The sequence below is a fragment of the Synechococcus sp. R55.3 genome (assembly GCF_047461975.1).
In the GTDB taxonomy this organism is placed as follows: domain Bacteria; phylum Cyanobacteriota; class Cyanobacteriia; order Thermostichales; family Thermostichaceae; genus Thermostichus.
In genome coordinates, this window is record NZ_JANSIG010000043.1 from 1 (window position 1) to 25,038 (window position 25,038).

Below are 25,038 nucleotides of genomic sequence, written 5' to 3' on the forward strand. Positions count from 1 at the left end.
TATGGGGATCCTCCTGACCCTTGCCAGCCTTTGGTACGGGCAAAACCACCATCTGCTTCCCGAATCTGCTGCCGAATCAGCCCCCTTGTTCGACAGCCTCTTTAACAGCACCATAACCATTGCCACAGGGATCTTTTTGGTGGTACAGGGAGTGCTTCTCTACTGTATTGTCCGCTACCGCAAGCGACGGAGTGACCAAGGCGACGGGGATCCCAGTCACGGCAACGTGCTGTTGGAGATCGTGTGGACGGCGGTGCCGGCGGTGATCATTCTTTGGTTAGGCTTGGCCAGCTTGGATGTTTACCAGGCCATCTACGGGGGTGCTGATGTCGGCGGGCACATCCACGCAGCCATGGCGATGGAGTCTTCCCACGAAGCTGAGGCGGGGGATCCCGGCTACGCTTATACCCCTGTAGTGCTACCCGGGAAGGAAATGGGCCAGCCGGATCTGGTCGTCCAAGTGCAGGGCATGCAATATGCTTGGATGTTCACCTACCCGGATTCCGGCCTGGTGGCCAGCGAGCTGCACCTTCCTCTGAACAAGCGGGTGCGCTTGGATATGACGGCTCTGGATGTGAACCATGCCTTCTGGGTGCCGCAGTTTCGCCTCAAGCAGGATGTGATCCCGGGCCGAGAGACCCACCTGGAGTTTGTGCCCACTCAACTGGGGCAGTACCCCATCATCTGCGCAGAGCTGTGCGGCCCCTATCATGGGGTGATGGCAGGGCAATTGTTTGTGGATACGCCGGAAGACTTCGAGCGCTGGCAGCAGGAGCAAGTTTTGGCCGCCCGTGGCGAGGGCAGCACCTTGGCCCTCGTTTCAGATTTCTCGCCAGTCCATCCCTCTCCTCGGCCAGGCTCCCCTGAGGCCGAGTCTGCCTTTGCCCATGTCCACCACCAGCGTTTGGGCGTCTCCCCCTCAGATTTGAAGTCTCTCCAGTCCCATTCTGGATCCCTTCCTTCCGCAGGCTAGCTGGGATCCCCAACATCCCTTTGGCCTGCGCTTTTGAGAACACCATTCCGCCGACGCGACACGGGAGCTTTTTGGCAATGACCCAGCTACAAGACAATCCGAGACTTGTTACTGCACCGAAGGTTGAACTTGAACTTCCTGCTGAGCCTTGGTGGCGCTTCTTTACCTTCTCCACCGATCACAAGGTCATCGGGATCCAGTACTTGGTGACCACCTTTTTCTTCTACTTAGTGGGAGGGGCGCTGGCGACGGCAGTACGGGCAGAGCTGGCTACTCCAGAGGCCGATTTTCTCGGCTTTGAGCGGTACAACGGTGCCTTTACCCTGCACGCCACGATCATGATCTTTTTGTGGATCGTGCCTGCTTTGGTGGGGGGCTTTGGCAACTACCTGGTACCGCTGATGATCGGGGCGCGGGATATGGCCTTTCCCAAGCTGAATGCAGTGGCCTTTTGGCTGGTTCCGCCCACAGGGATCCTGCTTTTGGCCAGCCTGTTCATAGAGGCTCCGGCTGCCGGCTGGACTTCCTACCCCCCCCTCAGCTTGCTCAGCGGCAAGGTGGGGGAAGAACTCTGGATCCTGAGCATTTTGTTGGCAGGAACCTCTTCCATCCTGGCGGCGGTTAACTTCATCACCACCATTCTGAAGATGCGCATGCCCGGCATGAAGATGGAAGACATGCCCCTGTTTTGTTGGGCCATGCTGGCAGCCTCTGTTCTCACCCTCATTGCAACACCGGTTTTGGCCGGTGCATTGATTTTGCTTAGCTTTGACCTCTTGGCAGGCACGGCCTTTTTTAACCCCAGCGGCGGCGGGGATCCGGTGGTGTACCAGCACATGTTCTGGTTCTACTCCCACCCGGCGGTGTACATCATGATCTTGCCGGTCTTTGGCATGATCTCGGAGATTTTGCCGGTGCATGCCCGCAAGCCCATCTTTGCCTACAAGGCCATCGCCTACTCCAGCTTGGCCATCTGCTTTTTGGGGTTGATCGTCTGGGCTCACCACATGTTCACTAGTGGCACCCCTGACTGGATGCGGGTGTTCTTCATGATCGCCACCATGGCCATTGCCGTTCCCACTGGGATCAAGGTGTTTAGCTGGCTGGCCACTTTGTGGGGCGGCAAAATCCACTTCCGCTCGGCCATGCTGTTTGGCATGGGTTTTGTCTCGATGTTTGTGATCGGCGGCTTGAGCGGGATTATCCTCGCCTCGGTGCCTCTGGATATCCACGTTCACGACACCTACTTTGTGGTGGCCCACCTACACTACGTGTTGTTTGGCGGCAGCGTCTTTGGGATCTATGCCGGCATCTACCACTGGTTCCCCAAGATGACGGGGCGGCTGCTGAACGAGTTTTGGGGACGGGTGCACTTTGTGTTGACCTTTGTCGGCTTTAACATGTGCTTCTTGCCGATGCACAAGCTGGGCCTGATGGGGATGCCCCGCCGGGTGGCCCAGTACGATCCCCAATTTGCCGACCTCAACTGGATCAGCTCGGTGGGGGCCTTTGTTCTGGCCATTTCCACCCTGCCCTTTTTGGTTAACGCCATCTACTCCTGGGTGGCCGGGCCAAAAGCTGGGGATAATCCTTGGCAGGCCCTGACACTGGAGTGGACAACTTCTTCTCCCCCGCCCCATCACAACTTCTATGGGGATCCCATTCTGCTAACTGGCCCCTACGACTACGGCTTGCACAGCAAAGAGACGCTGGACTACTTTGCTGCTCAGTTGCAGAGCGTGCGGGAGCTGGCACTGGCGGAAGCGGAGCCTACTTCTTCTTAGCAGGCCGGATGCCCGGTGGGCGGCTGATCCCCTGCTCACTGGGTATTCCAGTCTTGGCTGGGCTGCTTGTACAGCCTCAAGAAGTCTCAGGAATTCAGGAATTTAGGTGGAAAGGAATATGCAAGGATCCCTTGCCTCTGAAACGCTGATGGTTGGCCACTCAAGGGCCCACACTGCCCATGCTGAGCACCCAGATCATCGCGTCTTTGGCATCTTGATGTTTTTGGTGGCAGAAGGCTGTCTTTTCCTAGGGCTGTTCATGGCCTACCTGGCCTATAGCCTCACCGCCCCGGTGTGGCCGCCGGAGGGAACCCCAGAGCGGGAATTGCTTTTGCCTGGGATCAACACGGTGATTTTGCTCTCCAGCAGCTTCGTCATTCACAAAGCTGGGTCGGCCATCAAGGCCGATGATGTCAGGGGTCTGCGGCTGTGGTTTGCCCTCACAGCGCTGATGGGGGCGGTTTTCCTGGCAGGGCAACTCTATGAGTACAGCAACCTGGAGTTTGGCCTCACCACCAATTTGTTTGCCAGCACCTTCTATGTTTTAACGGGGTTTCATGGTCTCCACGTGATGGCAGGGTTGCTGTTTATTCTGGCGGTGCTCTGGCGCTCCTTTAAACCCGGCCACTACAGCGCTCAACATCATTTTGGCGTCGAAGCTGCTGAGATCTACTGGCACTTTGTGGATGGGGTTTGGATCGTGTTGTTTATCTTGCTCTATTTGCTCTGAGGTTGTCTCGAAGCCATTTTGGCAGCAACCCGTAGAGCCATTTCAGCTCTGCCCCATGGTTACCTCAAGTGGCAGTGGAGCGGCTCGCTGGGCCAATGGTTCCCCTCTCCCCAAGAAGAGCGGCGGCTGAGGTCTGAGAGCGGCTGCGGGAAGATGAGCCTTTCTGGAGAAAGGCCACAATCTGGATCAGCGCCTCTTGAAACACCTCTCGCTCTGGCTGACCTTGCTTGAGCTGGTATTCCAGTTGCAAAAGTTGCTGCATCACCCTTAGCAGAGCTGAGCTTTCCAGGGATCCCACCTCTTTTTGCAGAAAGTAAACCCGATTGGGATTCCCGATTTCTGCTTTCTGGGCGATGACCTTGGGATCCCGTTCTCCCTGATCCAGCAGCAGCCGCACCCATAGCCAGGTGCGAAATTGGCCCACCAACACCGCCAGAACCTTCAGAGCCGGCTCGTTTTGATCCAGAAGATGGGTCAAGATGTGCAGGGCTTGCTCTAGGTTTCCTTTGCGCAGGGATCCCGCCAATTGAAAGCTGTTGTAGGCGCTGGCGGGAACTAACGCCTCGACTTGTTCAGGAGAAATGGGATCCTGTTGACCTGCCGTAAACAGGGCCAGCTTTTCCAATTCCATCGCCAAGCGACGGGAGTCATTGCCCACCGCCTCGGCCAATTTCTGGGCGGCTGCCGGGCTGAGGGCCAGATCCCGTTGTTCAGCTTCCCGCTGCACCTGCTGGAGAATGCCCTCCTCATCCCAAGGGGCCAGTTGCGAAAACTCGCGGACAATGGCCGTTTTTTTGAGGATTTTGGTGGATTTCAGGCGCCCATCCGGTTTGCTGCTGGTGGTCAAGAGCAGATGGGTGGTAGGGGGTAACTGGGCCAAGGTTCGCTCCACTTCTTCCCACAGATCTTCCGAGCAATGGTGGGTGAGCGTCGTCTCTTCCAGCCAAACCAAGCGGGCGGTGGATCCCAGCGGCGGGGTCATGGCTTGGTTGAGCCCGGCAATCGTGGATTCCGGCGGCAGGCGATCGTAGTTAAAAGCTGCCCAGTGGGGATCCAGCACTTGATCCCGCAACTGCTGTACCGCCTGCATCAGGCGATAGGTATCATCCCCCCAGTACAGGTAAACGGGCACGCTTCGACCGATTGATCCCCAATCTCCCAGCGGAGATCTCCATTTATTCACAATCTACTCAATAGCCAAATGCAGCCATGGCACGGGATCCACCGAATGGTTGTGGACAAATAGCCCCCAATGCAAGTGGGGCCCCGTAGCCGTTCCCGTAGCCCCAATGGCCCCAACCGGCTGGCCGGCTTCCACCCACTCTCCCTCTCGCACATCGATGCGGCTCAAATGCAGCAACAAGCTGGTCACTCCTTGGCCGTGATCGATGCCGATGGTATTCCCGTGAACGCGAAAGCCTTCCGATTCGTAGCCCACCAGCCTAACCCAACCGGCTGCGGGAGCCACCACCACTGCCCCCACAGGGCCTGCATAGTCAATACCGCGATGATAATAATCTTCCGCAAACTGGCCGTTGTAGTAGCGGCGCACCCCAAACGCAGTGGTAACCGGGCCTTGGGCTGGACGGTGAAAATACCCTTGCCAGTACTTCTCCGGGCTGATGTGCTGCCGAAAAGCCTCTACCTTAGTCCATTCCACCTCTGTGGCCCAGACGCTGGCCCCCGCCGGTAGGCGAATCCTTTGAACGGGGAACTCTCGCGGTTGCAAAGACAGTTGCAAGGGAGGTGGGATGGCATCTTGGATAAACCCTTGGATCTGAATCTGGCGAGCTCCAGGAGCATCCAAAGGGGTAGTGGGGATCAACGCCCGCCAACGGTTGGCCGCTATCTGGAAAGCTGGGTAGTGGGCTTGTGTGCCATCGGGATGGATTAGGCTGACCCTAGGCCAATCCCCAAGCAAAGTTTCCGGTGCGGCTGTGATTTGCACAGAAACGGTGTACCCCAAAGGGGGATCGGGAGGGCTCACCTGCACCTGGAGAGTACTGGCCTCAGCAGAGAGCGCTCCCAGACAGATCCCACAGCCCAAGCCCAAGATGATCTTTATCTCGGATCTTTGTCTCGACATTCATCCTCACCCCTTCCCACCTCATCCGTATTTTCCCCATACTTCATTTTGCGTAAGCCAGCTCACCTTGTCTAAGCGATTTGGCTGGGATCCCTGCTCAACTTGGTGGAGGGAGTCAGTCCAAGTGAAGATACCGAGCCCAGCTTGACTCAAGTTGTTTAAGAATAGGTCAAGTACTCGCCCTGTCTGGCGAAAACAAAGGCATCTTTACATAACTTTCATAATCCAGAAGTCTCCGCAGCTCAAAAAGTTCTGTATTCCCACTGAAGAGGTTTCGTAGACCTTCTCCTACAGTTGAATTAGGAGCAGAGACTGCAGGGTTAAAGATTATGGATGGCATTGGCGAGTTTGAGTTTAAGGTGCAAATCTTAGCCCGTTGCATGGGATCCGCCCTGGGTCTGGGCCGTCCTACTCGTATTCAGATTCACTATTCCAACTCCAATTCCCAGAACGCAGTTAGAGCCAAGGAAGGTTGGTCTGGATCCCGCTTAGGCGATCAAATCCCTTCTCCTAATGCCGAAGGTGAAAGAGGATCTCAAGGTCAAGTGTTAGCCTGTGTTGCCTGAAGAATCTTTTGAGAATCGGTCTGTGGTAGGTCAGGAGATCTTCGATTGCGGCAATCCAACATTTGATTGAAGATTGAGATAGAGCTTTTTGTAGTTTTTCCTGCTGTTCTTCTTTGCTTTTTACAGAGACTTGTTCTTAAGATTGAAAACCCAACTTTGATAACTCTTCGATGCCTTTTCTTGTAGAGTCTTGTGAGTCAGCCGGTTCTTTGTTTTTGTTGAGGGGTACTTTGTCCGGCTGGCGCGATAAGAAGTTGCGCTCTTCTTCGTTGTCTCTTTGCCTCTGGGGATATAAGCTAGAACTTCGTCCCACCGACGCAATCGGAAGGTGACTTGGGGCGTATGAACTTGTGCCCAACAGGCTCCGGAGGGTTATGGAACGAGCAACGCAACGGTGGCACGGTTTTCTGCTGCGCGATTTTCCCATCAAGGCTTGGTGGCAGGGAAGCCTTTTGGGTCGTCTATTGGGATCCCTGCAGAGTTGGGGGAAAAGCAGCGTATTGGTGCAGACTTCCGACCGCATCGGCCTGGGGCTGGTACTGCTTTACTGGGTTTTCTCTGCGCAAAGCTCCACCGGCATCCTGGGCCTGATTTTGCTGGCTATGGCCGCTCTGGTGGGCCTGGGCACTTTGGTGGAAACGCCGATTGGGCTGCCGCTGCATCTGCCCCTGGTCCTTTTCTGGGGAATTGCCACCTTGGCGACGATTCTCTCTCCGGTTCCCTACGCAGCGCGGGATGGCTGGCTGAAGTTGACTCTCTACCTGGCTGGTTATCTGTTGTTGCATCGTCTGCTGCGCAAACCCCAATTCCGAGATGGGATTGTGGGATCCCTGCTTTTGGTCAGCTTGGTGATGGGGGTCTACGGCCTGCGGCAATACTTTTATGGGGCAGCAGAACTGGCCACCTGGGTGGATCCGGAGTCGGGCTTGGCAGGTCTGACGCGGGTGTACAGCTATCTGCGCAACCCAAATCTGTACGGGGGCTACTTGATCCCGGTCATTCCCCTGGGGCTGGCCGCCACTTGGATTTGGCCCAGTTGGGGAGCGAAACTCCTGGCCGGGTTTACGACGGCGGTGAACCTGATTTGCCTGTTGCTCACCTACAGTCGCGGTGCCTGGATTGGGGGGCTGGCTATGCTGACCCTGATGGCCGTGTTGTTGGCGCAGTGGCACTCTATCGATTTGCCGGCTCGTTGGCGGCGTTGGGCCTTGCCGGTTCTGTTGAGTGGAGGGGGGGCCGCTTTGTTGCTCGGAATCCTGACGGTACGCCCTCTGCGGCTGCGGGTGCAGAGCCTTTTTTGGGGGCGGCTAGACACCAGCAACAACTTTCGGATCAACGTCTGGGCGGCGGTCTTGGACATGATCCGCGACTTTCCCATCTTGGGGATCGGCCCCGGCAATGTCGCCTTTAACCGCGTCTACCCCCTTTACCAACGAGGCAACTTCAGCGCCCTCGGAGCCTATTCGGTGCCTCTGCAGCTCACCGTGGAGACTGGCTTCATCGGCTCCTTAACTTTCGCCTGGTTCCTCTTGGTGCTCTGGGATCACGGCTGGAGATGCTGGAAAACTTTGCTCAACTTGCGGGATCCGCAGGGTCTATGGGTGGCAGCAGGCTTGGCCGCTTGCACCGGCATGATGGCCCACGGCTTGGTGGATACCATCTGGTATCGTCCCCAGGTACAAATGCTGTGGTGGCTTGCGGTAGCGCTTATTACAGCCAGCTTGGCCTCTCTCAGCCCTCAGCCGCTTACAGATGCTGGTGAGACGCCAGTGGGGACTTCCTCCCGTTAAGGTAGCTTAAGCTTGGCCTTCCGGTCTTGACGGGAGCAAATCCAGAGTGGTAAGCATCTTCAGTAGGAGATAAAAATGTATCTGTTTTTACAATTTGCAGGTGTCAGTAGTGTTAGAAATTAGCGGAATTGTCCGGGGTGCAGGAGGCAAATGAAAAAAATCGAGGCCGTAATCCGGCCATTCAAGTTGGATGAGGTCAAAATTGCTTTGGTCAATGCCGGAATTGTCGGCATGACTGTAAGTGAAGTGCGGGGCTTTGGTCGCCAAAAGGGACAAACCGAGCGTTATCGGGGATCCGAGTACACGGTAGAGTTCCTACAAAAGCTGAAAGTGGAGATCGTGGTTGAAGATGACCTGGTGGATACGGTGGTGGAGAAGCTGATTGCAGCGGCTCGCACCGGCGAAATCGGGGATGGCAAGATTTTCATCAGCCCCGTCGAAAAAACCATCCGCATCCGAACTGGCGAGCTCAACCAAGATGCCCTATGAGAAGGGATCACGTTCAGGGTTTGGGTTGCCCGGCCTGAGCCTCGTGTGAGTTTGCTTCATGTCTCTTTTGCTGTATATCTGATGAGGTGTTCTTGCCCTACTTTTCGGGTAATGTGTTGCGAGAAGTACTGTCACTTTAGGTGAGTCGAAAAGCATGAGTACGACAATGATCCAAAAGCTCAAGAGCCAGGTGCCCCAGTGGCTTTGGCGACCGGCCAAGTGGAGTCTGACTGCCGCTCTAATGGCTGCGCTGGTTTTTCTATTCGGCCAGGGAACTGCCTTTGCTCAAGAGGCCGAGGAAGTTCAGAAACACGCTGACGTTGTTTGGACGATCGTGTCGGCGGCCTTGGTGTTCTTCATGCAGGCAGGGTTCGCCATGGTGGAGACGGGCTTTACCCGCGCCAAGAATGCCGCCAACATCATGATGAAGAACTTGATGGACTTCTGCATGGGCTGTTGCGCCTTCTGGTTCATCGGGTTTGGCCTCATGTTCGGCAAAAGTGCTGGCTTCTTCGGCACTGACTGGTTTGCTTTTGGCTGGCAGCAGGCTTACGAGGCAGATGGCTGGCCCTTTACTTTCTTTGTCTTCCAGATGGTGTTTGCCGCTACCGCCGCCACCATTGTTTCCGGAGCGATGGCAGAGCGCACCAAGTTCTTGGCCTACTTGATCTACTCCATCGTTATTTCTGGGCTAATCTACCCCATCTCTGGGGGTTGGGCCTGGAACGGGCTGTTCGGCGACTACAACGGCGGCACAGCCGGCTGGCTGGAAAATCTGGGCTACATCGACTACGCCGGGTCGGGGGTGGTGCATTTGGTAGGGGGCGCTGCGGCCTTGGCAGGTGCGATCGCGCTTGGCCCTCGCATTGGCAAGTACGGCCCCAATGGAGAGCCGCGGGCTATTCCCGGCCACAACCTGCCGCTGGGGATGTTGGGGGTGTTTATCCTCGCCTTGGGCTGGATCGGGTTTAATGCCGGTTCCACCACTGCAGCCTCTGTCGATATTGGCTGGATTGCCATGAATACGCTGCTGGCAGCTTCGGCTGGAGCAATTGGGGCGATGTTCACCTCTTGGGTTCATTTTGGCAAGCCGGATATGACCTTTGCCGCCAACGGTGTCCTGGCCGGCTTGGTGGGGATCACTGCCCCTTGCGATAGCGTCCATCCTTTGGGTGCTCTGATCATCGGCTCGGTGGCCGGGATTCTGGTGGTGATTTCGGTGGTGATCCTGGATACGGTGCTGAAAATTGATGACCCGGTGGGCGCGATTTCGGTACACGGCACCTGTGGTATCTGGGGGGTGTTGGCAGCAGGGATCCCCTTCTTTGCCAATGCCAACTATGCTGAAGAGGTCACCTGGGCCCAATTTGGGGTACAAGTGGTGGGCGCTCTGGCCTACTTTCTCTGGCCCTTTATTACCTGCTTGATCCTGTTCTTTATCCTCAAGGCTGTAACCGGCCTGCGCACCAGCGCCGAGGAAGAGATCGCCGGTTTGGATGTGGGCGAGCATGGCAACGTGGCCTACCCCGACTTCGTTACTGCTGCCACCGATTCGGAGCAATCTTGAGCCGTTGTGCTCGGTCTGACCTGGGGTTGCCGGATCGGAGCATTGCTGAACTGAGCATCAAATGAGCATCAAAAGGGAGGGTCAGGGCTGGCCCTCTCTTTTATGGCTTGCTGATGTATTTGGTGGCATTGGTGTAGGTGGTTACGGGTAGGAGGGGAGAAATAGCTCAAAATCGAGGTGTGGGACTTGGAATCGAGATGAAAAGTCAGATAGGTGAGACTGTTTTCTCTCGTCTTCGGCAGGGGATCCTTTTGGGTTTGAGGACAGAGGGGAAAGTCCTGCTGGGGGTTGGAGCTTTGCTGGGGTTGGGAAGTTTGGTTGCCCCGCCTGCTCTGGCCCAGACGGATCTCACGGCTCTGGAACAGGCTCTCCCACCCGAGGCTTGGGCTGAGCTACAAACCTTACTGAAAACTCAGCAATACCATGCCGACATCGTCTGGACAACGGTGGCCGGGGCGCTGGTGTTTTTCATGCAGGCGGGCTTTGCCATGGTGGAGGCGGGCTTCACGCGGGCTAAAAATGCTACCAACATTGTCCTGAAGAACCTGATGGACTTCTGCTTCGGGGCCTGCGCTTTTTGGTTTTTGGGGTTTGGGCTGATGTTCGGATCCCATGTGGCCGGTTTTTTGGGCACCAACTGGTTTTTTTTCAACTGGCAACAGGGAGCTGAAGCCGGCAGTCAAAACGATGCTTGGCCTTTCACGTTCTTCTGTTTCCAACTGGTGTTTGCCGCCACCGCTGCCACCATTGTCTCCGGGGCAATGGCGGAACGCACCCGCTTTTTGGCTTATTTGATTTACTCCATCGTCATCTCTGGGGCGATCTACCCGATTTCCGGGGGCTGGGCCTGGAATGGCCTGTTTGCCGACTACAACGGTGGTACAGCCGGCTGGCTGGAAAACCTGGGCTACATTGACTTTGCCGGGTCGGGGGTGGTGCACTTGGTGGGTGGGGCTGCAGCTTTTGCGGGAACTTTGGTGTTGGGGCCGCGCTTGGGCAAGTATGGTCCCAATGGGGAGCCGCGGGCTATTCCCGGGCATAGCTTACCCTTGGGCATGTTGGGGGCGTTGATCCTGTGGCTGGGCTGGATTGGCTTTAATGCCGGCTCTACAACGGCAGCGATTCCTGATATTGGCTGGATTGCTTTCAATACCTATTTGGCCGGGGCGGCAGGAGCCATCGGCGCTCTCTGTACTTCCTGGGCCATTTTTACCAAGCCGGACATGACGTTTGCAGCCAATGGGACACTGGCGGGGCTGGTGGGCATTACTGCTCCTTGCAACACTGTTCATCCTTTGGGGGCAATCCTTATCGGCTCGGTGGCCGGGGTGTTGGTGGTGTTGTCGGTGCTGTTTATCGAGGGCACCTTGAAGGTGGATGACCCGGTGGGGGCGGTGTCGGTACATGGGGTGTGCGGCGCTTGGGGGGTCATTGCTGCAGGGATCCCGTGGTTTGCCCATGCGGAAGCGGGGGTGACTTGGGCGGTGTTGCCGGTACAGATTCTGGGGGTTATTGCCCTGGGAGGATGGTCTTTTATCTGTTGTCTGGCTTTGTTTTTGATTTTGAAGGGCACCATCGGTCTGCGCGTCTCGGCAGAAGAAGAGTTGGCCGGCTTGGATATTGGCGAGCACGGCAACATTGCCTACCCTGACTTTGTCACTGCTTCGGGAGAGTTGGAAGGTTGAGTTGAGCAGTACACTGGGATCCGGTTGGATGCACTTCTGGATCCCATGCACCTTCTGATCCCGGCGGCTGGCAGCGGCAAGCGAATGGGAGCTGCGGTCAATAAGCTGTTGCTGCCGCTCTTGGGTCAGCCGATTTTGGCTTGGACGTTGCAGGCTGCGGATCGAGCCAGCTCCATCGAGTGGATCGGCATTCTCTCCCAACCCGGCGATTGGCCGGCCATCGAGCAGATCCTGGCGGCAATGGATCTGTCCACGCCGGTGCAGCTTTTACAAGGGGGGGCGACGCGGCAGGAGTCGGTTTGCAAGGGGGTTGAGTATCTCTATGGGTGGGGGACGGTGGAACGGGTGCTGATTCACGATGGGGCCCGCTGCCTGGCTACCCCTGAGTTGTTCGATCGCTGCAGTGCCGCTCTGCAGCAGGTGGATGGTCTCATCGCGGGGATCCCTGTCAAGGACACGATTAAAGTCGCTGAGGCAGGCCCAAAAGGGATCCAAATTCAGTCAACCCCAGAACGCAGCCGGCTGTGGGCAGCGCAAACGCCGCAGGGGTTTCGCCTGTCGATGCTATGGCAAGCCCATCGGGAGGCTCTGGCCCAGGGTTGGCAAGTGACCGATGACGCAGCTCTGTTTGAGAAGCTGGGTTGGTCGGTTTACATCGTGGAAGGGGAGGAGACCAATTTGAAGCTAACCACCCCCCTGGATGTGTTGCTGGCCGCACAAATCCTGCAGCAGCGTCTCGGACCAGCGCGTTAGCTCAATTCAATCCCGGTAGGGCCAGTCTCAACCTTGGGAATTAAAAGTAGGAAGGAGGAAATCTAGGTTCACTAAGAGCACTTTGATCACCCCATCTCTTGTGGTTCGTTGGAAATGAAAATGATAAGTCTGGCTGTTTAGAATCTAATGCACCCAAGACACCTGAAACCAAGCAAAAGATGAGATTAATGCACTTTTCACTTTCTTCATAAACTTGCCGTTCTGAGAACCGAACTACAACCCAGCCTCTATCCGCTAGATAGGCATCACGCTTACTTTGCTTAGGATCATTCACAGTATGGGCTGGCCTACACAGATTACCTTCAAGAAACCATGGCTCATCAATTTCAATGTCAATGAGTAAAACGAGTGATCTTTTTCCATCTCTAGATACCTGCATTGCGATATCAGGGGTATAGCACCGGACACTAGACTGCTCTATGCTAACAGCTGACCTCTCTGGAAGCAGAGTAACTTTAAAGCTATCTCTCTCTAGACTTTCCAATTGTCTCATCAAAGCATTTCGAAGGAAGTTATCAAATCTTCCGCAGCGAGCATCAGAAACTGTATCAGGATACTGGACCCTTTGATTAGCAATAAGCTCCATAGCCTGATCTCGGTGTTCTCTTTCAATGGCTTCGCACTCTGCTTCCCACTGCCGTAGAGCTTCCTGATATTTCTCCCAATGCCTTCTTCTGATGGACGTACACTCTTCCTGCCACCGGCGCAGGTCGATCTCTTGGTACCTCCTCAGGTTTTCTTCATGGATTTTTTTTAGATCTTCGCGCTCTGCTTCCCACTGCCGGAGGGCCTCTTGATGTTCTCTCAATCTTTCTTGGTAAGCTTGTATAAGAGCTTCACATTTTGCTTCCCACCGTCGCAGAACTTCCTCATATTTCTGTTGATGAACTCTCCGGATCTCTTCACATCTTACTTGCCACAAACAAACCTCTTCGTAATATTTATTCAGTTTTTCCTGGTGGGCTTGTTCAAGGGCTTTGCATTCCGCTTCCCAGCAACGCAGAGCTTCTTCATGTTTCCATATTTTTTCTGCTCTTTCTCTCTCATATTTTTCTTTTCGCTTCTCGTATGTCCATGATTCGTAGAGAAAACGTGCTAGCGCTGCAATACCGACAATACCTGCTAAAACAACCAATTCTGGAGCCTCCGCAATAATCAAGGTAATGAGCACAGCAACACCAGCACCAGTTGCCCATGCCGATTGCAGCTTGCCCATCAAAGGCTGGGGTAGCTCGGGTAGATTTGGCCTAACAGGGCGTTCCGGCATTCGAGGTAGTTCAGGTTCCGTTGGGCGCTCCGGCATCTGTGGCGGCTCAGGCTCCAGCGGACGGGCAGGCATCTGCGGCGGCTCAGGCTCCGGCGGGCGAGGTGGGAGATCTGGCCCCCTCAGGAGGAGAGCAATCGGCTGGGGTAAAACAACGTAGGGATAATAGTCTTTCCGAACGTACCTTAAGATCGAATACAAATGCCTACCTTGGACTTCCATGTTCTTAGCTTGAGCTTTCAGGTGAGCTTTCTAGAAGTCTCGCATTGCACTTCGTTGCGCTTTACCGAGAGATTTAGGTCTAAAGTCATTTTCTTGACCCTGACAGCTTTCAAGGCTGCCCTAGGGCTTTGCCAGAGGTTCAGAGTGATTAACCGCTTTGCTCGCGTCAGCGGGCTGTGGTCTCCAAACCCAGATGTCGGCATCGCCATTGAAGCGCAGTTCCAAAGTCTGTACTCTAAGCTGATTGATACTCTTCTTATTTGTCAAGACTTGTTTTTTGTCAAGACTTGTTTGTAAAGACTTTAGAAAAGGGATCTTCAAAAAAAGAGACCTTCGAATCCCCTCATGGACGGAGTGATTAGCTCTATCCTCTCTGAAGTGGTTCCCTGCTGCTAGGATGCACGCTGCTGGGGTAGGAAGAGACCGAATGAGCGAACAGACTGTGCCCTATTGGCCCGTCCACATTGTCGGCGCCGGCCCCGGGGATCCGGAGCTGATTACCCTGCGGGGGCAAAGACTGCTGGCGGAAGCCGATGTAGTGTTCTACACAGGTTCTTTGGTGCCAGAGGGAGTGCTGGCCCATTGTCGCCCTGGGGTTGAGGCCATTGACACCCGCTCCTTCACGCTGGAAACGCTGCTGCCGCAAATTGTGGAACGGGTCAAGGCGGGGCGGCGGGTGGTGCGGCTGCAGGATGGGGATCCCTGCCTTTACGGCGCTCTGCACGAGCTGCTGATCCGGCTGGCGGAGGCAGGGATCCCTTTTGAGATCGTGCCAGGAGTAAGCGCCTTTCAATTGGCAGCCGCCCGTTTGCAGGTGGAGTTGACCATACCCAAGTTGGTACAGACGATTATCCTCACCCGCGCCAGCGGTCGCACCCAGGTACCGGAAGCAGAAGCCCTGGCCAGTCTGGCAGCCCACCGCGCCTCTTTGTGTCTATATCTGAGCGCCCGCCACGTAGAACAAGCGCAGGCAGATCTGCTGGCTCACTACCCCGCCGATACCCCGGTTGCCGTTTGTTATCGCTTGGGTTGGCCGGACGAACAGATCTGGCTGGGATCCCTGGCCGAGATGGCCGCCCTCACCCGGCAAGCCGACTTAGAACGCACAGTGCTCTATCTCGTCAGCCCTGCCTTGAAAGGCTTGTCAAGCTCCAGATCTGCCCGCTCGCGGCTCTACAGCCCTGACCACACCCACCTTTTCCGTCGCAAAATGGGCCAGCAGCCCCGTTTGTAACAGGCTCTTTCAGTATATTGACGGACTCCGGCAGATTGAGCACAATGAGGCAGCGAGATGAAGTCAGAGGCCTTGACTTCTGGCCACAAGGTACTCAGCTTTGCCGAGAGAAGTGGAGCCCTTTTGAATTGGAGTTGTTGCAAGACTACTTTTTCACCCTTTAACTTTATGAGCTCTAACCTTATGGCTGACTCATCTGCCGCTCGCAGCGTGGAAACCCTGATCAAGGCTCTGCAGAAGGCCCTTGCCCCCCTGCCAACCCGTTCGGCCCTGAAGCAAGATGTCCTTTACCTCATGGTGGATCTCCCACGGCAGGGGATGTTTAGCCGCTCTATGGTGTTGCATCGAGTTGCCAGCCAATTGGGGGGCTTGCCTGTGCAGGGAGTTAGCCAACTGGTGGTGTACGGTCGGCTTCAGGGGGAAACACAGCCGCAGTGGAAAAAAGTCTTCTACTTGTCCTCTGGGGAAAGCAGTGCCGATGCCACGCAGATTGTATTACCGGGCACCAAGATTTCTGAGATCAAGGTGCTGGAGGCCCAAAAACCTGTTGTGGATCCCGACCACAACTCCGATTTTCGCAAAGTTAAAACTCTGGGGGCACCGGTTCCCAAAATTCAGAAAGAGCGCTGGCCAGAAGCGGCTCCAAGCCAGGCCTCGGTTGGCCATGCCCCTTCCCAAGACGGGATCCCGACCCCTCTGCCTACAACTGCTCGCCCCAGTTCTCCTATCGACGTTCTGGCCAACTTTCCGACACTTGATCAATGGTTGCACAGGCCTGCTCTAAGGCCCTTCTTGGGGGGAGCTCTGGCTTTGTCTCTCCTGCTGGGGGCTGGGTTGGTGGTGCGCTCTTTTGGGCAAGCCGATGTTCCTGCCCGAGCCAGATCGCTGGGGCTGGGGATCCCGCTGTTGATCTTGGCCGCAGGGGGGGGCTGGCTGGGGTGGAAAGGTCGGCGTGTCGATGACACCCTTGAGCGAGAAGAGGGATCCCAGGATCCCTTTACAGAAGGGCTGTCCTTTTTACAGGCCAATCCAATGCCTGAGGCGGTGGAGCGGTTTCGGGAGGCCGTGCGGCAACAGCCGAATCATGTCGAGGCCCACGTTGAGCTGGCCCATCTGTTGGCGAAAACCAACCGACTGCAGGAGGCATTGAGCCACTACCAACAGGCCAAACGCCTGAACCCGAACTTGAGCGGCATCAACACCCACCTGGTGGAAACCCTGAAGGCCCTGGCGCGGCAGTGGTTGGCCCAGCATCAGCCGGATGAAGTCTTGATCCATTTGCCCGAAGCGCTGCCCCTCACCCAGGGATCCGCTCAAGCCGAGATCTTCAGCCTGCTCGGCCAAGCCTGGGCAGAGAAGGGCAACTGGGCAGAAGCGTTAGCTCAGCAACAAAAGGCCCTGGGGCTGGATCCCCACTTCAGCGAGGCCCATCTTTGCGTTGCTCAAATTCGCCTCAAGCTGGGGCAATGGGACGAGGCCATCGATTCCTGTTGGGCTGCTTTGGAGTTGAATGATCGCCTGGGCCTGGGCCACGCCGTGATGGGACAAGCGCTGATGCGCAAAGGTCAGTTAAAAGCGGCAATAGCAGCCTTCCGAACTGCCCTCAGCCTGGATCTCAGTCCTGAGTTGGCAGCCGCTGTGCGGGTGGATCTGGGTTTGGCAATGGTACATGCAGGCCATCTGGCTCAAGCTAGCCAGGAGTTCAGCCAGGTGGTCTTCAATGGCCAGTTCAAAAGACAGCAGGCTCGCGCCTACTACGGCTTGGGCCTGGTGTTGGCAAGCCAAGAGCAATACAGCGAAGCTGTGAAGAACTACCGGCGGGCTTTGGAGCTGGCCCCCGATCTGCACGAAGCGATGGCCGCCATTGGCCTAGCCTACCTGGGCCCCAAACAACGGGATGCCTCTGGGCGCAAGTTCATCCAGCCTCAACAGTTGCAGCAGGCTATGCAGCAGTTTGAACAGGCCCTCGAAGGAGATTCAGAGTTGCCGGAAGCTCACTTTGGCCTGGGCGAAGTGGCGCGCATCAAGGGGGATCTAACCTCGGCGGAGGCCAGCTATCGACGGGCCATTCGCAGCAATGGCAGCTATGGAGCAGCTCACTATCGTCTGGGATCCATCCTTGCCCGCCAAGGCAAGCTGGAGCAGGCCATTGAACACTTTCGCTCGGCTTTGGAAATCGCTCCCAACTTCTCCGAAGCCAGAGTGAGCCTGCAACGGCTTCTCTCCAAACAGATGGAAGAGGCCCATACCGGCCTACTCGTCCCGTAAGGTGGGATAGGATCTTCCAGTTAAGGTTCTCTCAACCCATGACACCAACGCCAGGTTGGGTGGTCAGCCCTGCAACCGCCATCCAGCTCATCCAACAAGGGGCAACGCTTCTGGATGCACGCAGTGCGGAATTGCAAGCCGACGGGATCCTGAAGGGTTCAATTCCGGTGAACTGGACGGAGTTTACTCAACCAGAGGCTGCCAACAGCGGCAAGCTGTTGGCAGATGATGCCCTTCTCACCGAAAAGCTGCAGGGCCTTGGCGTGTTTCAGGGGCGTCCGGTGGTAGTTGCTGCCGATCCGCTACAGGGCTGGGGAGAAGATGGCTGGATCGTTTGGATGTTGCGCAGCTTGGGTCATCCCCAGGCAGTCATGGTGGACGGGGGCTATCCGGCCCTGGTGAAGGAGGGAGTGCTGACCACAACCCGACAAAGCGCCGACGAACCGCAACGGGGCGACTTTGTAGTGCAGCGAACCGACCGGTGGGAGATCGACCGGGACACTCTGCGGGCCAGCCTTGGCTCCGACCGTGTGGCCATCCTCGACAGTCGCGAAGCCCAAGAATACAAGGGAGCCACCCCCTATGGTGAGGCGCGCGGTGGACACATCCCCGGCGCTGTGCATCTCTACTACAAGGAGCTGATGGATGCGGCGGGATCCCTATTGCCGCCCGCTGCAATTCACGCCCGCCTGCAAAAAGCCGGGATCCCTCCAGAAGCCGAGATCATTGCCTACTGCACAGCTGGGGTTCGCTCCGCTTGGGTCACGGTGGTTTTAACCCACGTGGGCCGGCAGGCCAAAAGCTATTCCGGTTCCATCCTGGAATGGGCGGCCGGGGATCCCCAGGAGTTCCCGCTCCAGCCATGAGGGGATCCCTGCCCACCGTAATCTTGGCCGGATGTGGCTATGGGGCCATCGACACCTTGCGGGCCCTCCAAGGGCAGGCACGGGTGATCGCCATCAACCCCTATCCCTACAGTGTCAATTCGGGCATGTCCACACGGCTGCTGAGCGGTCGGTTTTCTCTAGAGCTGGTGCGGATCCCTTTGCTGGAGCATATTCAAGCCAACGGCGCCCAGTTTTTGCCGGGGCGAGTCACCCACATCCAACCCGAAGCTCGAACCCTGACCCTGGAGAGTGAAGCCGGGATCCAAACTCTGGCCTACGACTATCTGTTGGTGAATGTGGGCCGGGAGTTGCGCACCATTGATGGGATCCAACATGCCTTCACCATTCGACCGGCAGAACAATTGGTGGCCGCCCGAACTTGGATCCGGCAGTGCTGGCAACGGGCTGCCCAGGGGGATCCGACGCCGGGTCTGTTGACCTTTGTGGTGGCAGGGGGAGGCTGTACCGGCACAGAGCTGATGGGGGAACTCTACGATCTTTGCCGGGAAATGAGCGCAGAAACAGGGATCCCCTTAGCTCAAGCCCGGCTGATCCTGATCCATCGCCAGGCCCATCTGGTGGAGGGTTTCTCAGAACACTTCCGCCGGGCTGTGGAAAGAGAAATCCGCCGCTTGGGGGTGGAAATCTGGGCCGGATGTCAGGTGAAAGCCTTTGGGCCGGAGCAGGTGTGGCTCTCGGATGGCACCGAGTTGATGGCTCAGACTCGCCTGTGGGCAGGTGGCTTCCAGGCGCCGGCCTGGTTGAGCACCTGCGGCTTGCCGACAGGGCCGACGGGATCCCTGCTTGTGGATCAATACCTGCGGGTGCAAGGCTCAGAGCGCATCCTGGCGGTGGGGGACTGCGCTGACTTTGTTTGGGGATCCCGCCTCTTGCCCAAGATCGGCGTGTACGCGGTGCGCCAGGGGCCGATTGCAGCCCAAAACCTGCTGCGGCTTATCCGCGGCCAACCTCTGATCCCCTACCGACCGCAGGCCACGGTTTTTGTTTGTGTAACGGTGGGGAACCGCGTTGCTGTTGCTGAGAAAGGCGGGCTGGTCTGGCGCGGCTATGCAGCCACGGTGCTGAAGAACTTTTTTGATTGGCTGTACATGTGTAAACTCAAGCCCGTGCGCTGGCAGGAGTTTTTCTACTGACCCAACCCTGCCAAGAACGGGGTTAAGATCAAGACCGGATGGGTCGAGTTGGGCTTGCTTCCCAGAAATTCTGAATGTCTAGGTTATGGCTGTTCCCAGCAGCAAGGGGGCACAACATTCCAAATCGCAGCGAAGCAGTGCTCTAACTCCCCTCTCTCCTTGTAGGGCAAGCAGTAGCGAGGGTTGACGCAGAGCGCCAGAGAGCATGTTTCAAACTTAATTTTTGGAGTGACTGCACTACCCTTCAGCCCGCCCAAAACTCTTGATTCGTTTTACCGACCTTTGCCGACCGGCCAGAGCAGCGACCAATCAGGAGCAACAATGCCTCTCGATAACCTGCGCGGACTCTATCAGCAAGTCATTCTGGAGCGATACAAAAAGCCCCACAACTTCGGCAGAGTGGATCCCGTCCACCGCCACCAGCGCGGCCACAACCCCTCCTGCGGCGACACCATCGACCTCACCTTGCAACTGGATCCCAGCCAGGAGCGGATTGTCGATATCAAATTCGAGGGGGCAGGCTGTGCCATTGCCCTGGCTTCTGCCGATCTCATGGCGGATGCGGTGCGGGGGCGCACCATCCCCGAAGCTCTGCAGTTGGTGGAGCGCTTCCAAGCCATGATGCGCGGTGGCGAAGAGTTCCCGCGGGAGCAACGGGCTTTGAACGCCATGAAAGGGGTAGCCCAATTTCCAGTACGCATCAAATGCGCCAACCTGGCCTGGCATGCGCTCAAATACGCGCTGGAATCGCCCGAACCCCAGGCCAATGGGTCGGCCTTTGTGAGCAACGAAAACACCGACTAACTTTCCCCAGTTTTACCCTTCTCCCTCGCTACCCTGGGCAAAAGCCTTTCAAGGCTTGCGCAGATTGTTGGTTTCCCAGCTCTGCCCAGGAGCAAACGATGTCGCAGCAGGTGTTGATCGTTGAGGATGATCCCAGTCTTGCTTATGTTCTCAGCCTGTTGCTGGAGCGAGAGAATACAGAGTTTGTGGTGGTTGCTTCGGTTCCCGGTGCCATCAGTCACTGCCAAGCCTCACGACCGGATCTCATCATTCTGGATTTGGAACTGGTTGGCGACGAGGGGTTTGCCCTGCTGGATTGGCTGAACAGGAATCCTCCCGCCAAGCCCATTCCCGTCTTGATCTACACGGCCCGCGATGTGGAGCACCCAGAGCGTATCCGCTGGCAATCTCAAGTTACCGAAATCTACGTCAAAGGGCGCATCAGTCCGACAGAACTCCAAGAACGGGTACACCAACTCTTGGCTGAAACAACATGACCCATCGTCTGCTGATCATCGACGACGAACCCGATATTTGGGAAATGACCCAACTGATCCTGGAAAACTTGGTCGGCTGGCAGATCTTAACGGCGGGATCCGGCCCAGAAGGGATCCAAATCGCTATCCGAGAGCAACCCGAGGCCATCCTGCTGGATGTGACGATGCCGGGGATGGATGGCCCCACCACCTTGGCCCATTTACGAGCTTTGCCGGAAACCCAAAGGATCCCCGTGATCCTTCTAACCGCCAAAGTCCGGGATCCCCAGGATGCCTCTCTTGCTCAGCTTGGAGCCAATGGCTTCATCAGCAAACCCTTCAACGCGGCCACCCCGGCTGCGGAAATCTCCGCTCTGCTGGGCTGGGATCCCTGACTCAACCCTGAACCTGCCCCAAAGACCCCTGGGATCCCGCCGATATCCGCCAAATCGCGTAGAAGAAACGTACAAATTGCCTAGGTAAGTCTTCGGTGTTTCTCTGTATTTTCCCTGATCTCCAAGCTATGATGGGCGCGTGAGCGTTAGAAATACGGAGGAACACAGATGCAAGCCGGTGTGGATCCAACGCTGGACTACCGTACTTACCGCATAGCGGCCCTATTGAGCGAGAGCTTCTCTTTGGGAGCGCTGCTGGGAGTTTCCCTCAAGTGGCAGAAGGATGTCTCTTCTGAGAACGAGCCTCAGGCCGGAGTTCCTCCCTTCTTCCTACAGCGCATCGAGCAGTGCTACCTCATCCCTCGGCAAAAGTAATCTCTCCTCTGTCAAAAACCATCTCTCAAACAGAACCAGCCATGAATACAGATCTTGACTCTCTCCTTGTTGCTCCGCCCTCCAGCATCCAAGAAATCGTGGAACAGGTGTTCCGCAGCAGTTTTCTCAGCCTAAGTCAAGAGAACCTCATCAACGAGCTGCTCTTTCGGCAGCGTTACTCTGAGGCTGACCTGGAACTGTTGGACTGCCTAAGCTTGGCGTTGCTGAACCATCAAATTGAGACGGAAAAACGTTCTGCGGCAAAAGCTGCCTGACCCCCAAAACGCATCAAGTTCCTCCAAAGCAAAAGGGGATCCCCGCTGGATCCCCTTATTTGTCCAATCTGAGTCCAGTGACCTAGCTGATCTCCAAGGAAAACCCTGGAAGCGCCCCGGCAAGCATTCCAGAGTTCTTGCAGGATGTGGGGACTAGACTGCAACGGTCTTCTTCACCTGAGCCGCCAAAGCTCCAGAAGCATACTTGGCTGCCATCTCATCCAAGGTAACCACCGGAACTTTGGTGCCATGGCCAGCACAGCCGAAGGCAATGTAGCGCTCGGCGCAGACTTTTTGCATTTCCTTGATGGAAGGCTTGAGGAAGTGGCGGGGGTCAAACTCTTTCGGATTCTCGGCCAGAGCGCGGCGCACGGCAGCTGTGATGGCCAGGCGGTTGTCGGTGTCGATGTTTACTTTGCGCACTCCATTTTGGATGCCCCGCTGAATTTCTTCCAGCGGCACACCGTAAGTCTCGGGAATGGAGCCGCCGTATTCGTTGATGATGTCGATCAGCTCCTTGGGCACCGAGGAGGAACCGTGCATCACCAGGTGCGTGTTGGGCAGGCGGCGGTGGATCTCAGCAATGCGCTCCATGTCGAGGATGTCACCAGTGGGCTTCCGGGAGAACTTGTAGGCGCCATGGCTGGTACCAATGGCTACGGCCAGCGCATCCACCTGAGTTCGCTCCACAAAGTCCACCGCTTGGTCGGGGTCGGTGAGGAGTTGGTCATGGCTGAGCGCCTCTTCCGCGCCGTGGCCATCTTCCGCTTCCCCACGGCCCGTTTCCAGGGATCCCAGGCAGCCCAGTTCCCCTTCCACACTCACCCCGATTGCATGAGCCACTTTCACCACCTCGGAGGTCACGGCCACGTTGTACTCGTAGCTGGCCGGGGTCTTGGCATCTTCCTTGAGGGATCCATCCATCATGACGCTGGTGAAGCCGTTGCGGATGGCGGAATAGCAGGTAGCCGGGCTATTGCCGTGGTCTTGGTGCATGGCGACGGGGATGTGGGGGTAGGTCTCCACTGCCGCCAGGATCAGGTGCCGCAGAAAGTTCTCGCCCGCATACTTGCGTGCCCCTCGAGAGGCTTGCAGGATAACGGGGCTGTTGGTTTCATGGGCTGCCTGCATGATTGCTTGGATCTGCTCCATGTTGTTGACGTTGAAGGCAGGAATGCCGTAGCCATGTTCGGCGGCATGATCCAGCAGCGTCCGCATTGCAACGAGAGCCATCGGTTACCTCCTGAGGTGCTGACCTAGTGCGTATGAGATTTGCTTACCGTTGATCTTAAGATACTTTTTACGTTTTGGCGGATAAGCCGCCGGGGATCTGCGTATCTTGCCGAGGGATCCTTGCAGCTATTGGCCGTGATGCTCGCGCTCAGGCGCAACAGGCGCACCGACATCTTCAGATACAGTGGGGAAGGGCAAGACTGTTGGGCGCTTGCATCGAGGATGGATCTGCCCATGCCCGCTCAATTTATCTCTTAGTCTCTCTAATTCTACTGTGGTGTTTTTGTGTTGTTTGCCCGGAGGAATGGGAACGTGCGTTGCGATCGCTGGCCGGTCTTGGGTGCAAAGCCAACAAGGGCTCTGTCCTGCTGGGGCAAAAGGCTGCGCTGGGTGCGAGGAACCGGTTTGGCAATGGCCTGCTGGGCAGTGGCGGGCCTTCGGTCGGCAGCTTGGGGGATCCCCGGGCAATCTCCGGATCAAGCGGCAGCCTGGGTGAGGGACAATCCTGTGCTGCGGCCCCGTCCGGGCGAAACCCTGAACATCAACCGAGTGGAGCCGGATAGATCCCGTTTTACGTTCTTGGCTTCGGTGGCTCCGCCAGGACGGATCATCAACCCGCTGGATCGGGAGACGATTCGCTCGGAGCGGATGACGTTCTTTCGCCCCCAAGGACTGACGGCAGAAGACCTCTTTCAAGCCATTCGCGACGTTTATGGGCCGGAGATCGCCGCCGATCTGGATCAGGCGGTGGAGGTGATTCGCTACCCGTCCCCAGAAGCTCTGGCAAGCAGTCCGGGCTATACCTTGGCCCTTGCCATCCAAGGGGTGGTGCTGCGGGGAAACCAATTCGTGTATTGGCTGGAGCTGACGCAAAACCCCGATGGCCGCGTGCAGCAGGGGCAGGTGTGGGTGTTCCAAGAGGAATGGCTTCCCAAAGTGGAGGGGGAGCTGGCGGAGCGCTTCCCCTTGCAGGTGATGACCCGTTGAGGGGCCCCCAATCTTTATCCCCGAGGAGAAGGGCGCTCAGGGGCGGAGGGAGTTGCTGACATCCAAAGCCGGCAATTCCACCCGTTCTACCTGGGGCCGAAAGCCCAACCAAGGAGTGGCCAACTGGGCAAATCGCTCTGGATCCCCGCTCACACAGAAACGGTGGGGTTCCTCCTGGGCAGCGGTCGAGGGGCGGCGCAAGCCCCATAAGCTCAATTCGCGGGCCAGGGATCCCACCAGCGCCATCCCCGGATCCACTCGTTTGACCGAGGGGGGCAGCAAAGGCTTCAGGATTGGATCCAGCAGGGGGTAGTGAGTACAGCCATAGACAAGAGTATCGATCCCCTGTTGCAACAGCGGTTGCAGGTAGCGTTCAGCCGCCTGTCGCAGAGCAGGGCTATCCAGCCATCCGGCTTCAATGAGAGGGACGAACTCAGGGCAGGCTTGCTCCCAACAATGAACAGGGTGCGGAAAGCGTTTGGGATCCAGAGCGCTGTACTCTTGAATGGCTCTTGAGTAAGCGCGACTCTTGACCGTGGCCACCGTGGCGAGCACCCCAATGCGGGATCCTTGGGCCAGTGCTGCCTGGGCGCCGGGTAGGATCAACCCCAGAACGGGCAGGGCAAACTCCTGCCGCACGTGGTCCAGAGCCAAGGCCGAGCTGGTATTGCAGGCCATCACCACCAGCTTCACCGGCTGTGCCTGCATCCATGTCAGAATTTGCCGCACAAAGGCCAGGATCTCCTCTGGCGAGCGTTCCCCATAGGGCAACCGCGCTGTGTCGCCGAAGTAGATGAGCCGTTCCTGGGGGAGCCGGCGGCGTAAGGCTCGCCAAACCGTCAGCCCGCCCAAGCCGCTGTCAAACACCCCAATTGGCCAACTGGGATCTGGCTCTGATTTCCACTCCCACTGCATGCTCCGTTCTCCTCAACACCTTGGCCTAAGCTGCTGTATCCTACCCTGCTTTCGAGAATCTCGGCGACAGATTCCCTGCCTTCCCTCTGAGATCAACTGGGCCAACTGGATCGTCAATTCGATCAG

The 25,038-nt window shown here is 56.9% G+C and carries 23 protein-coding genes; 18 read left to right on the plus strand and 5 right to left on the minus strand.

What is annotated here, in order from left to right; all coding sequences use genetic code 11:
- Position 1 precedes the first annotated feature (1 nt).
- The 3 genes from NW849_RS08220 (at position 2) to NW849_RS08230 (ending at position 3,487) form a co-directional block, all read left to right on the plus strand.
- Positions 2–973: a cytochrome c oxidase subunit II gene (locus NW849_RS08220; protein WP_414357138.1), complete on the plus strand. Its 972-nt coding sequence runs from the start codon at positions 2–4 to the stop codon at positions 971–973.
- A 77-nt stretch (positions 974–1,050) separates the two neighbouring features.
- On the plus strand, positions 1,051–2,757 hold the full coding sequence (gene ctaD, locus NW849_RS08225) for a cytochrome c oxidase subunit I (RefSeq protein ID WP_414357141.1): 1,707 nt from the start codon (positions 1,051–1,053) through the stop codon (positions 2,755–2,757).
- Between the two features lie 118 nt (positions 2,758–2,875).
- Positions 2,876–3,487, plus strand: a complete 612-nt coding sequence (locus NW849_RS08230) for a heme-copper oxidase subunit III (RefSeq protein WP_011434242.1) — start codon at positions 2,876–2,878, stop codon at positions 3,485–3,487.
- Positions 3,488–3,551: 64 nt separating this feature from the next.
- Here the strand turns inward: NW849_RS08230 and holA are convergent, their stop codons facing one another.
- Together holA and NW849_RS08240 are read right to left on the minus strand one after the other, a co-directional pair.
- On the minus strand, positions 3,552–4,619 hold the full coding sequence (gene holA / locus NW849_RS08235) for a DNA polymerase III subunit delta (protein WP_414357144.1): 1,068 nt from the start codon (positions 4,617–4,619) through the stop codon (positions 3,552–3,554).
- A gap of 54 nt (positions 4,620–4,673) precedes the next feature.
- Complete coding sequence (locus NW849_RS08240; RefSeq protein ID WP_414357146.1) at positions 4,674–5,573, minus strand: M23 family metallopeptidase; 900 nt, start codon at positions 5,571–5,573, stop codon at positions 4,674–4,676.
- 940 nt (positions 5,574–6,513) lie between these two features.
- Between NW849_RS08240 and NW849_RS08245 the strand changes: the two genes are divergently transcribed.
- The 5 genes from NW849_RS08245 to ispD all read left to right on the plus strand — a co-directional run bounded on the left by NW849_RS08245 (position 6,514) and on the right by ispD (position 12,423).
- Positions 6,514–7,929: an IctB family putative bicarbonate transporter gene (locus NW849_RS08245; RefSeq protein WP_414357149.1), complete on the plus strand. Its 1,416-nt coding sequence runs from the start codon at positions 6,514–6,516 to the stop codon at positions 7,927–7,929.
- 150 nt (positions 7,930–8,079) lie between these two features.
- The gene (locus tag NW849_RS08250; protein ID WP_011430352.1) at positions 8,080–8,418 is read left to right on the plus strand and encodes a P-II family nitrogen regulator; all 339 of its coding nucleotides are present in this window, start codon (positions 8,080–8,082) and stop codon (positions 8,416–8,418) included.
- 154 nt (positions 8,419–8,572) lie between these two features.
- On the plus strand, positions 8,573–9,985 hold the full coding sequence (locus NW849_RS08255) for an ammonium transporter (protein WP_414357151.1): 1,413 nt from the start codon (positions 8,573–8,575) through the stop codon (positions 9,983–9,985).
- A 197-nt stretch (positions 9,986–10,182) separates the two neighbouring features.
- Positions 10,183–11,670 carry an ammonium transporter gene (locus NW849_RS08260; RefSeq protein WP_414357154.1) on the plus strand — a complete coding sequence of 496 codons (1,488 nt, stop codon included), beginning with the start codon at positions 10,183–10,185 and terminating at the stop codon, positions 11,668–11,670.
- Between the two features lie 45 nt (positions 11,671–11,715).
- A complete protein-coding gene (gene ispD / locus NW849_RS08265; RefSeq protein ID WP_414357156.1) occupies positions 11,716–12,423 on the plus strand; it encodes a 2-C-methyl-D-erythritol 4-phosphate cytidylyltransferase in 708 nt (235 codons plus the stop codon).
- Positions 12,424–12,463: 40 nt separating this feature from the next.
- On the opposite strand, the gene NW849_RS08270 is transcribed toward ispD, so the two are convergent.
- Positions 12,464–13,783, minus strand: coding sequence for a hypothetical protein (locus tag NW849_RS08270; RefSeq protein ID WP_414357158.1), 1,320 nt, complete (start codon positions 13,781–13,783; stop codon positions 12,464–12,466).
- Positions 13,784–14,357: 574 nt separating this feature from the next.
- Between NW849_RS08270 and cobM the strand changes: the two genes are divergently transcribed.
- From cobM to NW849_RS08315, 9 genes are all read left to right on the plus strand, one after another.
- Positions 14,358–15,164 (plus strand): precorrin-4 C(11)-methyltransferase, encoded by an 807-nt coding sequence (gene cobM / locus NW849_RS08275; protein WP_414357160.1) that lies wholly within the window; start codon positions 14,358–14,360, stop codon positions 15,162–15,164.
- Positions 15,165–15,347: 183 nt separating this feature from the next.
- A complete protein-coding gene (locus NW849_RS08280) occupies positions 15,348–17,432 on the plus strand; it encodes a tetratricopeptide repeat protein (RefSeq protein WP_414357162.1) in 2,085 nt (694 codons plus the stop codon).
- A gap of 38 nt (positions 17,433–17,470) precedes the next feature.
- Positions 17,471–18,298, plus strand: coding sequence for a sulfurtransferase (locus NW849_RS08285; protein WP_414357164.1), 828 nt, complete (start codon positions 17,471–17,473; stop codon positions 18,296–18,298).
- Positions 18,295–19,473 (plus strand): NAD(P)/FAD-dependent oxidoreductase, encoded by a 1,179-nt coding sequence (locus NW849_RS08290; protein ID WP_414357166.1) that lies wholly within the window; start codon positions 18,295–18,297, stop codon positions 19,471–19,473. The genes NW849_RS08285 and NW849_RS08290 overlap by 4 nt, the downstream gene beginning before the upstream one ends.
- Positions 19,474–19,794: 321 nt before the next feature.
- Entirely contained in the window at positions 19,795–20,277 is a 483-nt protein-coding gene (gene sufU, locus NW849_RS08295; protein WP_011434254.1) for a Fe-S cluster assembly sulfur transfer protein SufU, read from the plus strand.
- Between the two features lie 98 nt (positions 20,278–20,375).
- Entirely contained in the window at positions 20,376–20,753 is a 378-nt protein-coding gene (locus tag NW849_RS08300; protein WP_414357168.1) for a response regulator, read from the plus strand.
- Entirely contained in the window at positions 20,750–21,127 is a 378-nt protein-coding gene (locus NW849_RS08305) for a response regulator (protein WP_414357170.1), read from the plus strand. The genes NW849_RS08300 and NW849_RS08305 overlap by 4 nt, the downstream gene beginning before the upstream one ends.
- Positions 21,128–21,295: 168 nt before the next feature.
- Positions 21,296–21,502, plus strand: a complete 207-nt coding sequence (locus NW849_RS08310; RefSeq protein WP_414357172.1) for a hypothetical protein — start codon at positions 21,296–21,298, stop codon at positions 21,500–21,502.
- Positions 21,503–21,543: 41 nt separating this feature from the next.
- Positions 21,544–21,777, plus strand: coding sequence for a hypothetical protein (locus NW849_RS08315; protein WP_414357174.1), 234 nt, complete (start codon positions 21,544–21,546; stop codon positions 21,775–21,777).
- 153 nt (positions 21,778–21,930) lie between these two features.
- Here NW849_RS08315 and fba read toward each other — a convergent pair whose 3' ends face one another.
- Positions 21,931–23,010 carry a class II fructose-bisphosphate aldolase gene (gene fba, locus NW849_RS08320; protein WP_011432022.1) on the minus strand — a complete coding sequence of 360 codons (1,080 nt, stop codon included), beginning with the start codon at positions 23,008–23,010 and terminating at the stop codon, positions 21,931–21,933.
- A 411-nt stretch (positions 23,011–23,421) separates the two neighbouring features.
- Here fba and NW849_RS08325 point away from each other — a divergent pair, with 411 nt between their 5' ends.
- Entirely contained in the window at positions 23,422–23,997 is a 576-nt protein-coding gene (locus NW849_RS08325; protein ID WP_414357178.1) for a hypothetical protein, read from the plus strand.
- 36 nt (positions 23,998–24,033) lie between these two features.
- On the opposite strand, the gene murI is transcribed toward NW849_RS08325, so the two are convergent.
- Positions 24,034–24,912, minus strand: a complete 879-nt coding sequence (gene murI / locus NW849_RS08330; protein ID WP_414357176.1) for a glutamate racemase — start codon at positions 24,910–24,912, stop codon at positions 24,034–24,036.
- Positions 24,913–25,038: the final 126 nt, after the last annotated feature.

Excerpts from the sequence above, each read along its gene's own strand:
- NW849_RS08220 (WP_414357138.1), top strand. The coding sequence starts at position 2 with ATGGGGATCCTCCTGACCCTTGCCAGCCTTTGGTACGGGCAAAACCAC.
- ctaD (WP_414357141.1), top strand. The coding sequence starts at position 1,051 with ATGACCCAGCTACAAGACAATCCGAGACTTGTTACTGCACCGAAGGTT.
- NW849_RS08230 (WP_011434242.1), top strand. The coding sequence starts at position 2,876 with ATGCAAGGATCCCTTGCCTCTGAAACGCTGATGGTTGGCCACTCAAGG.
- NW849_RS08240 (WP_414357146.1), bottom strand. The coding sequence starts at position 5,573 with ATGTCGAGACAAAGATCCGAGATAAAGATCATCTTGGGCTTGGGCTGT.
- NW849_RS08245 (WP_414357149.1), top strand. The coding sequence starts at position 6,514 with ATGGAACGAGCAACGCAACGGTGGCACGGTTTTCTGCTGCGCGATTTT.
- NW849_RS08250 (WP_011430352.1), top strand. The coding sequence starts at position 8,080 with ATGAAAAAAATCGAGGCCGTAATCCGGCCATTCAAGTTGGATGAGGTC.
- NW849_RS08255 (WP_414357151.1), top strand. The coding sequence starts at position 8,573 with ATGAGTACGACAATGATCCAAAAGCTCAAGAGCCAGGTGCCCCAGTGG.
- NW849_RS08260 (WP_414357154.1), top strand. The coding sequence starts at position 10,183 with ATGAAAAGTCAGATAGGTGAGACTGTTTTCTCTCGTCTTCGGCAGGGG.
- ispD (WP_414357156.1), top strand. The coding sequence starts at position 11,716 with ATGCACCTTCTGATCCCGGCGGCTGGCAGCGGCAAGCGAATGGGAGCT.
- NW849_RS08270 (WP_414357158.1), bottom strand. The coding sequence starts at position 13,783 with ATGCCTGCCCGTCCGCTGGAGCCTGAGCCGCCACAGATGCCGGAGCGC.
- cobM (WP_414357160.1), top strand. The coding sequence starts at position 14,358 with ATGAGCGAACAGACTGTGCCCTATTGGCCCGTCCACATTGTCGGCGCC.
- NW849_RS08280 (WP_414357162.1), top strand. The coding sequence starts at position 15,348 with ATGGCTGACTCATCTGCCGCTCGCAGCGTGGAAACCCTGATCAAGGCT.
- NW849_RS08285 (WP_414357164.1), top strand. The coding sequence starts at position 17,471 with ATGACACCAACGCCAGGTTGGGTGGTCAGCCCTGCAACCGCCATCCAG.
- NW849_RS08290 (WP_414357166.1), top strand. The coding sequence starts at position 18,295 with ATGAGGGGATCCCTGCCCACCGTAATCTTGGCCGGATGTGGCTATGGG.
- sufU (WP_011434254.1), top strand. The coding sequence starts at position 19,795 with ATGCCTCTCGATAACCTGCGCGGACTCTATCAGCAAGTCATTCTGGAG.
- NW849_RS08300 (WP_414357168.1), top strand. The coding sequence starts at position 20,376 with ATGTCGCAGCAGGTGTTGATCGTTGAGGATGATCCCAGTCTTGCTTAT.
- NW849_RS08305 (WP_414357170.1), top strand. The coding sequence starts at position 20,750 with ATGACCCATCGTCTGCTGATCATCGACGACGAACCCGATATTTGGGAA.
- NW849_RS08310 (WP_414357172.1), top strand. The coding sequence starts at position 21,296 with ATGCAAGCCGGTGTGGATCCAACGCTGGACTACCGTACTTACCGCATA.
- NW849_RS08315 (WP_414357174.1), top strand. The coding sequence starts at position 21,544 with ATGAATACAGATCTTGACTCTCTCCTTGTTGCTCCGCCCTCCAGCATC.
- fba (WP_011432022.1), bottom strand. The coding sequence starts at position 23,010 with ATGGCTCTCGTTGCAATGCGGACGCTGCTGGATCATGCCGCCGAACAT.
- NW849_RS08325 (WP_414357178.1), top strand. The coding sequence starts at position 23,422 with ATGGCCTGCTGGGCAGTGGCGGGCCTTCGGTCGGCAGCTTGGGGGATC.
- murI (WP_414357176.1), bottom strand. The coding sequence starts at position 24,912 with ATGCAGTGGGAGTGGAAATCAGAGCCAGATCCCAGTTGGCCAATTGGG.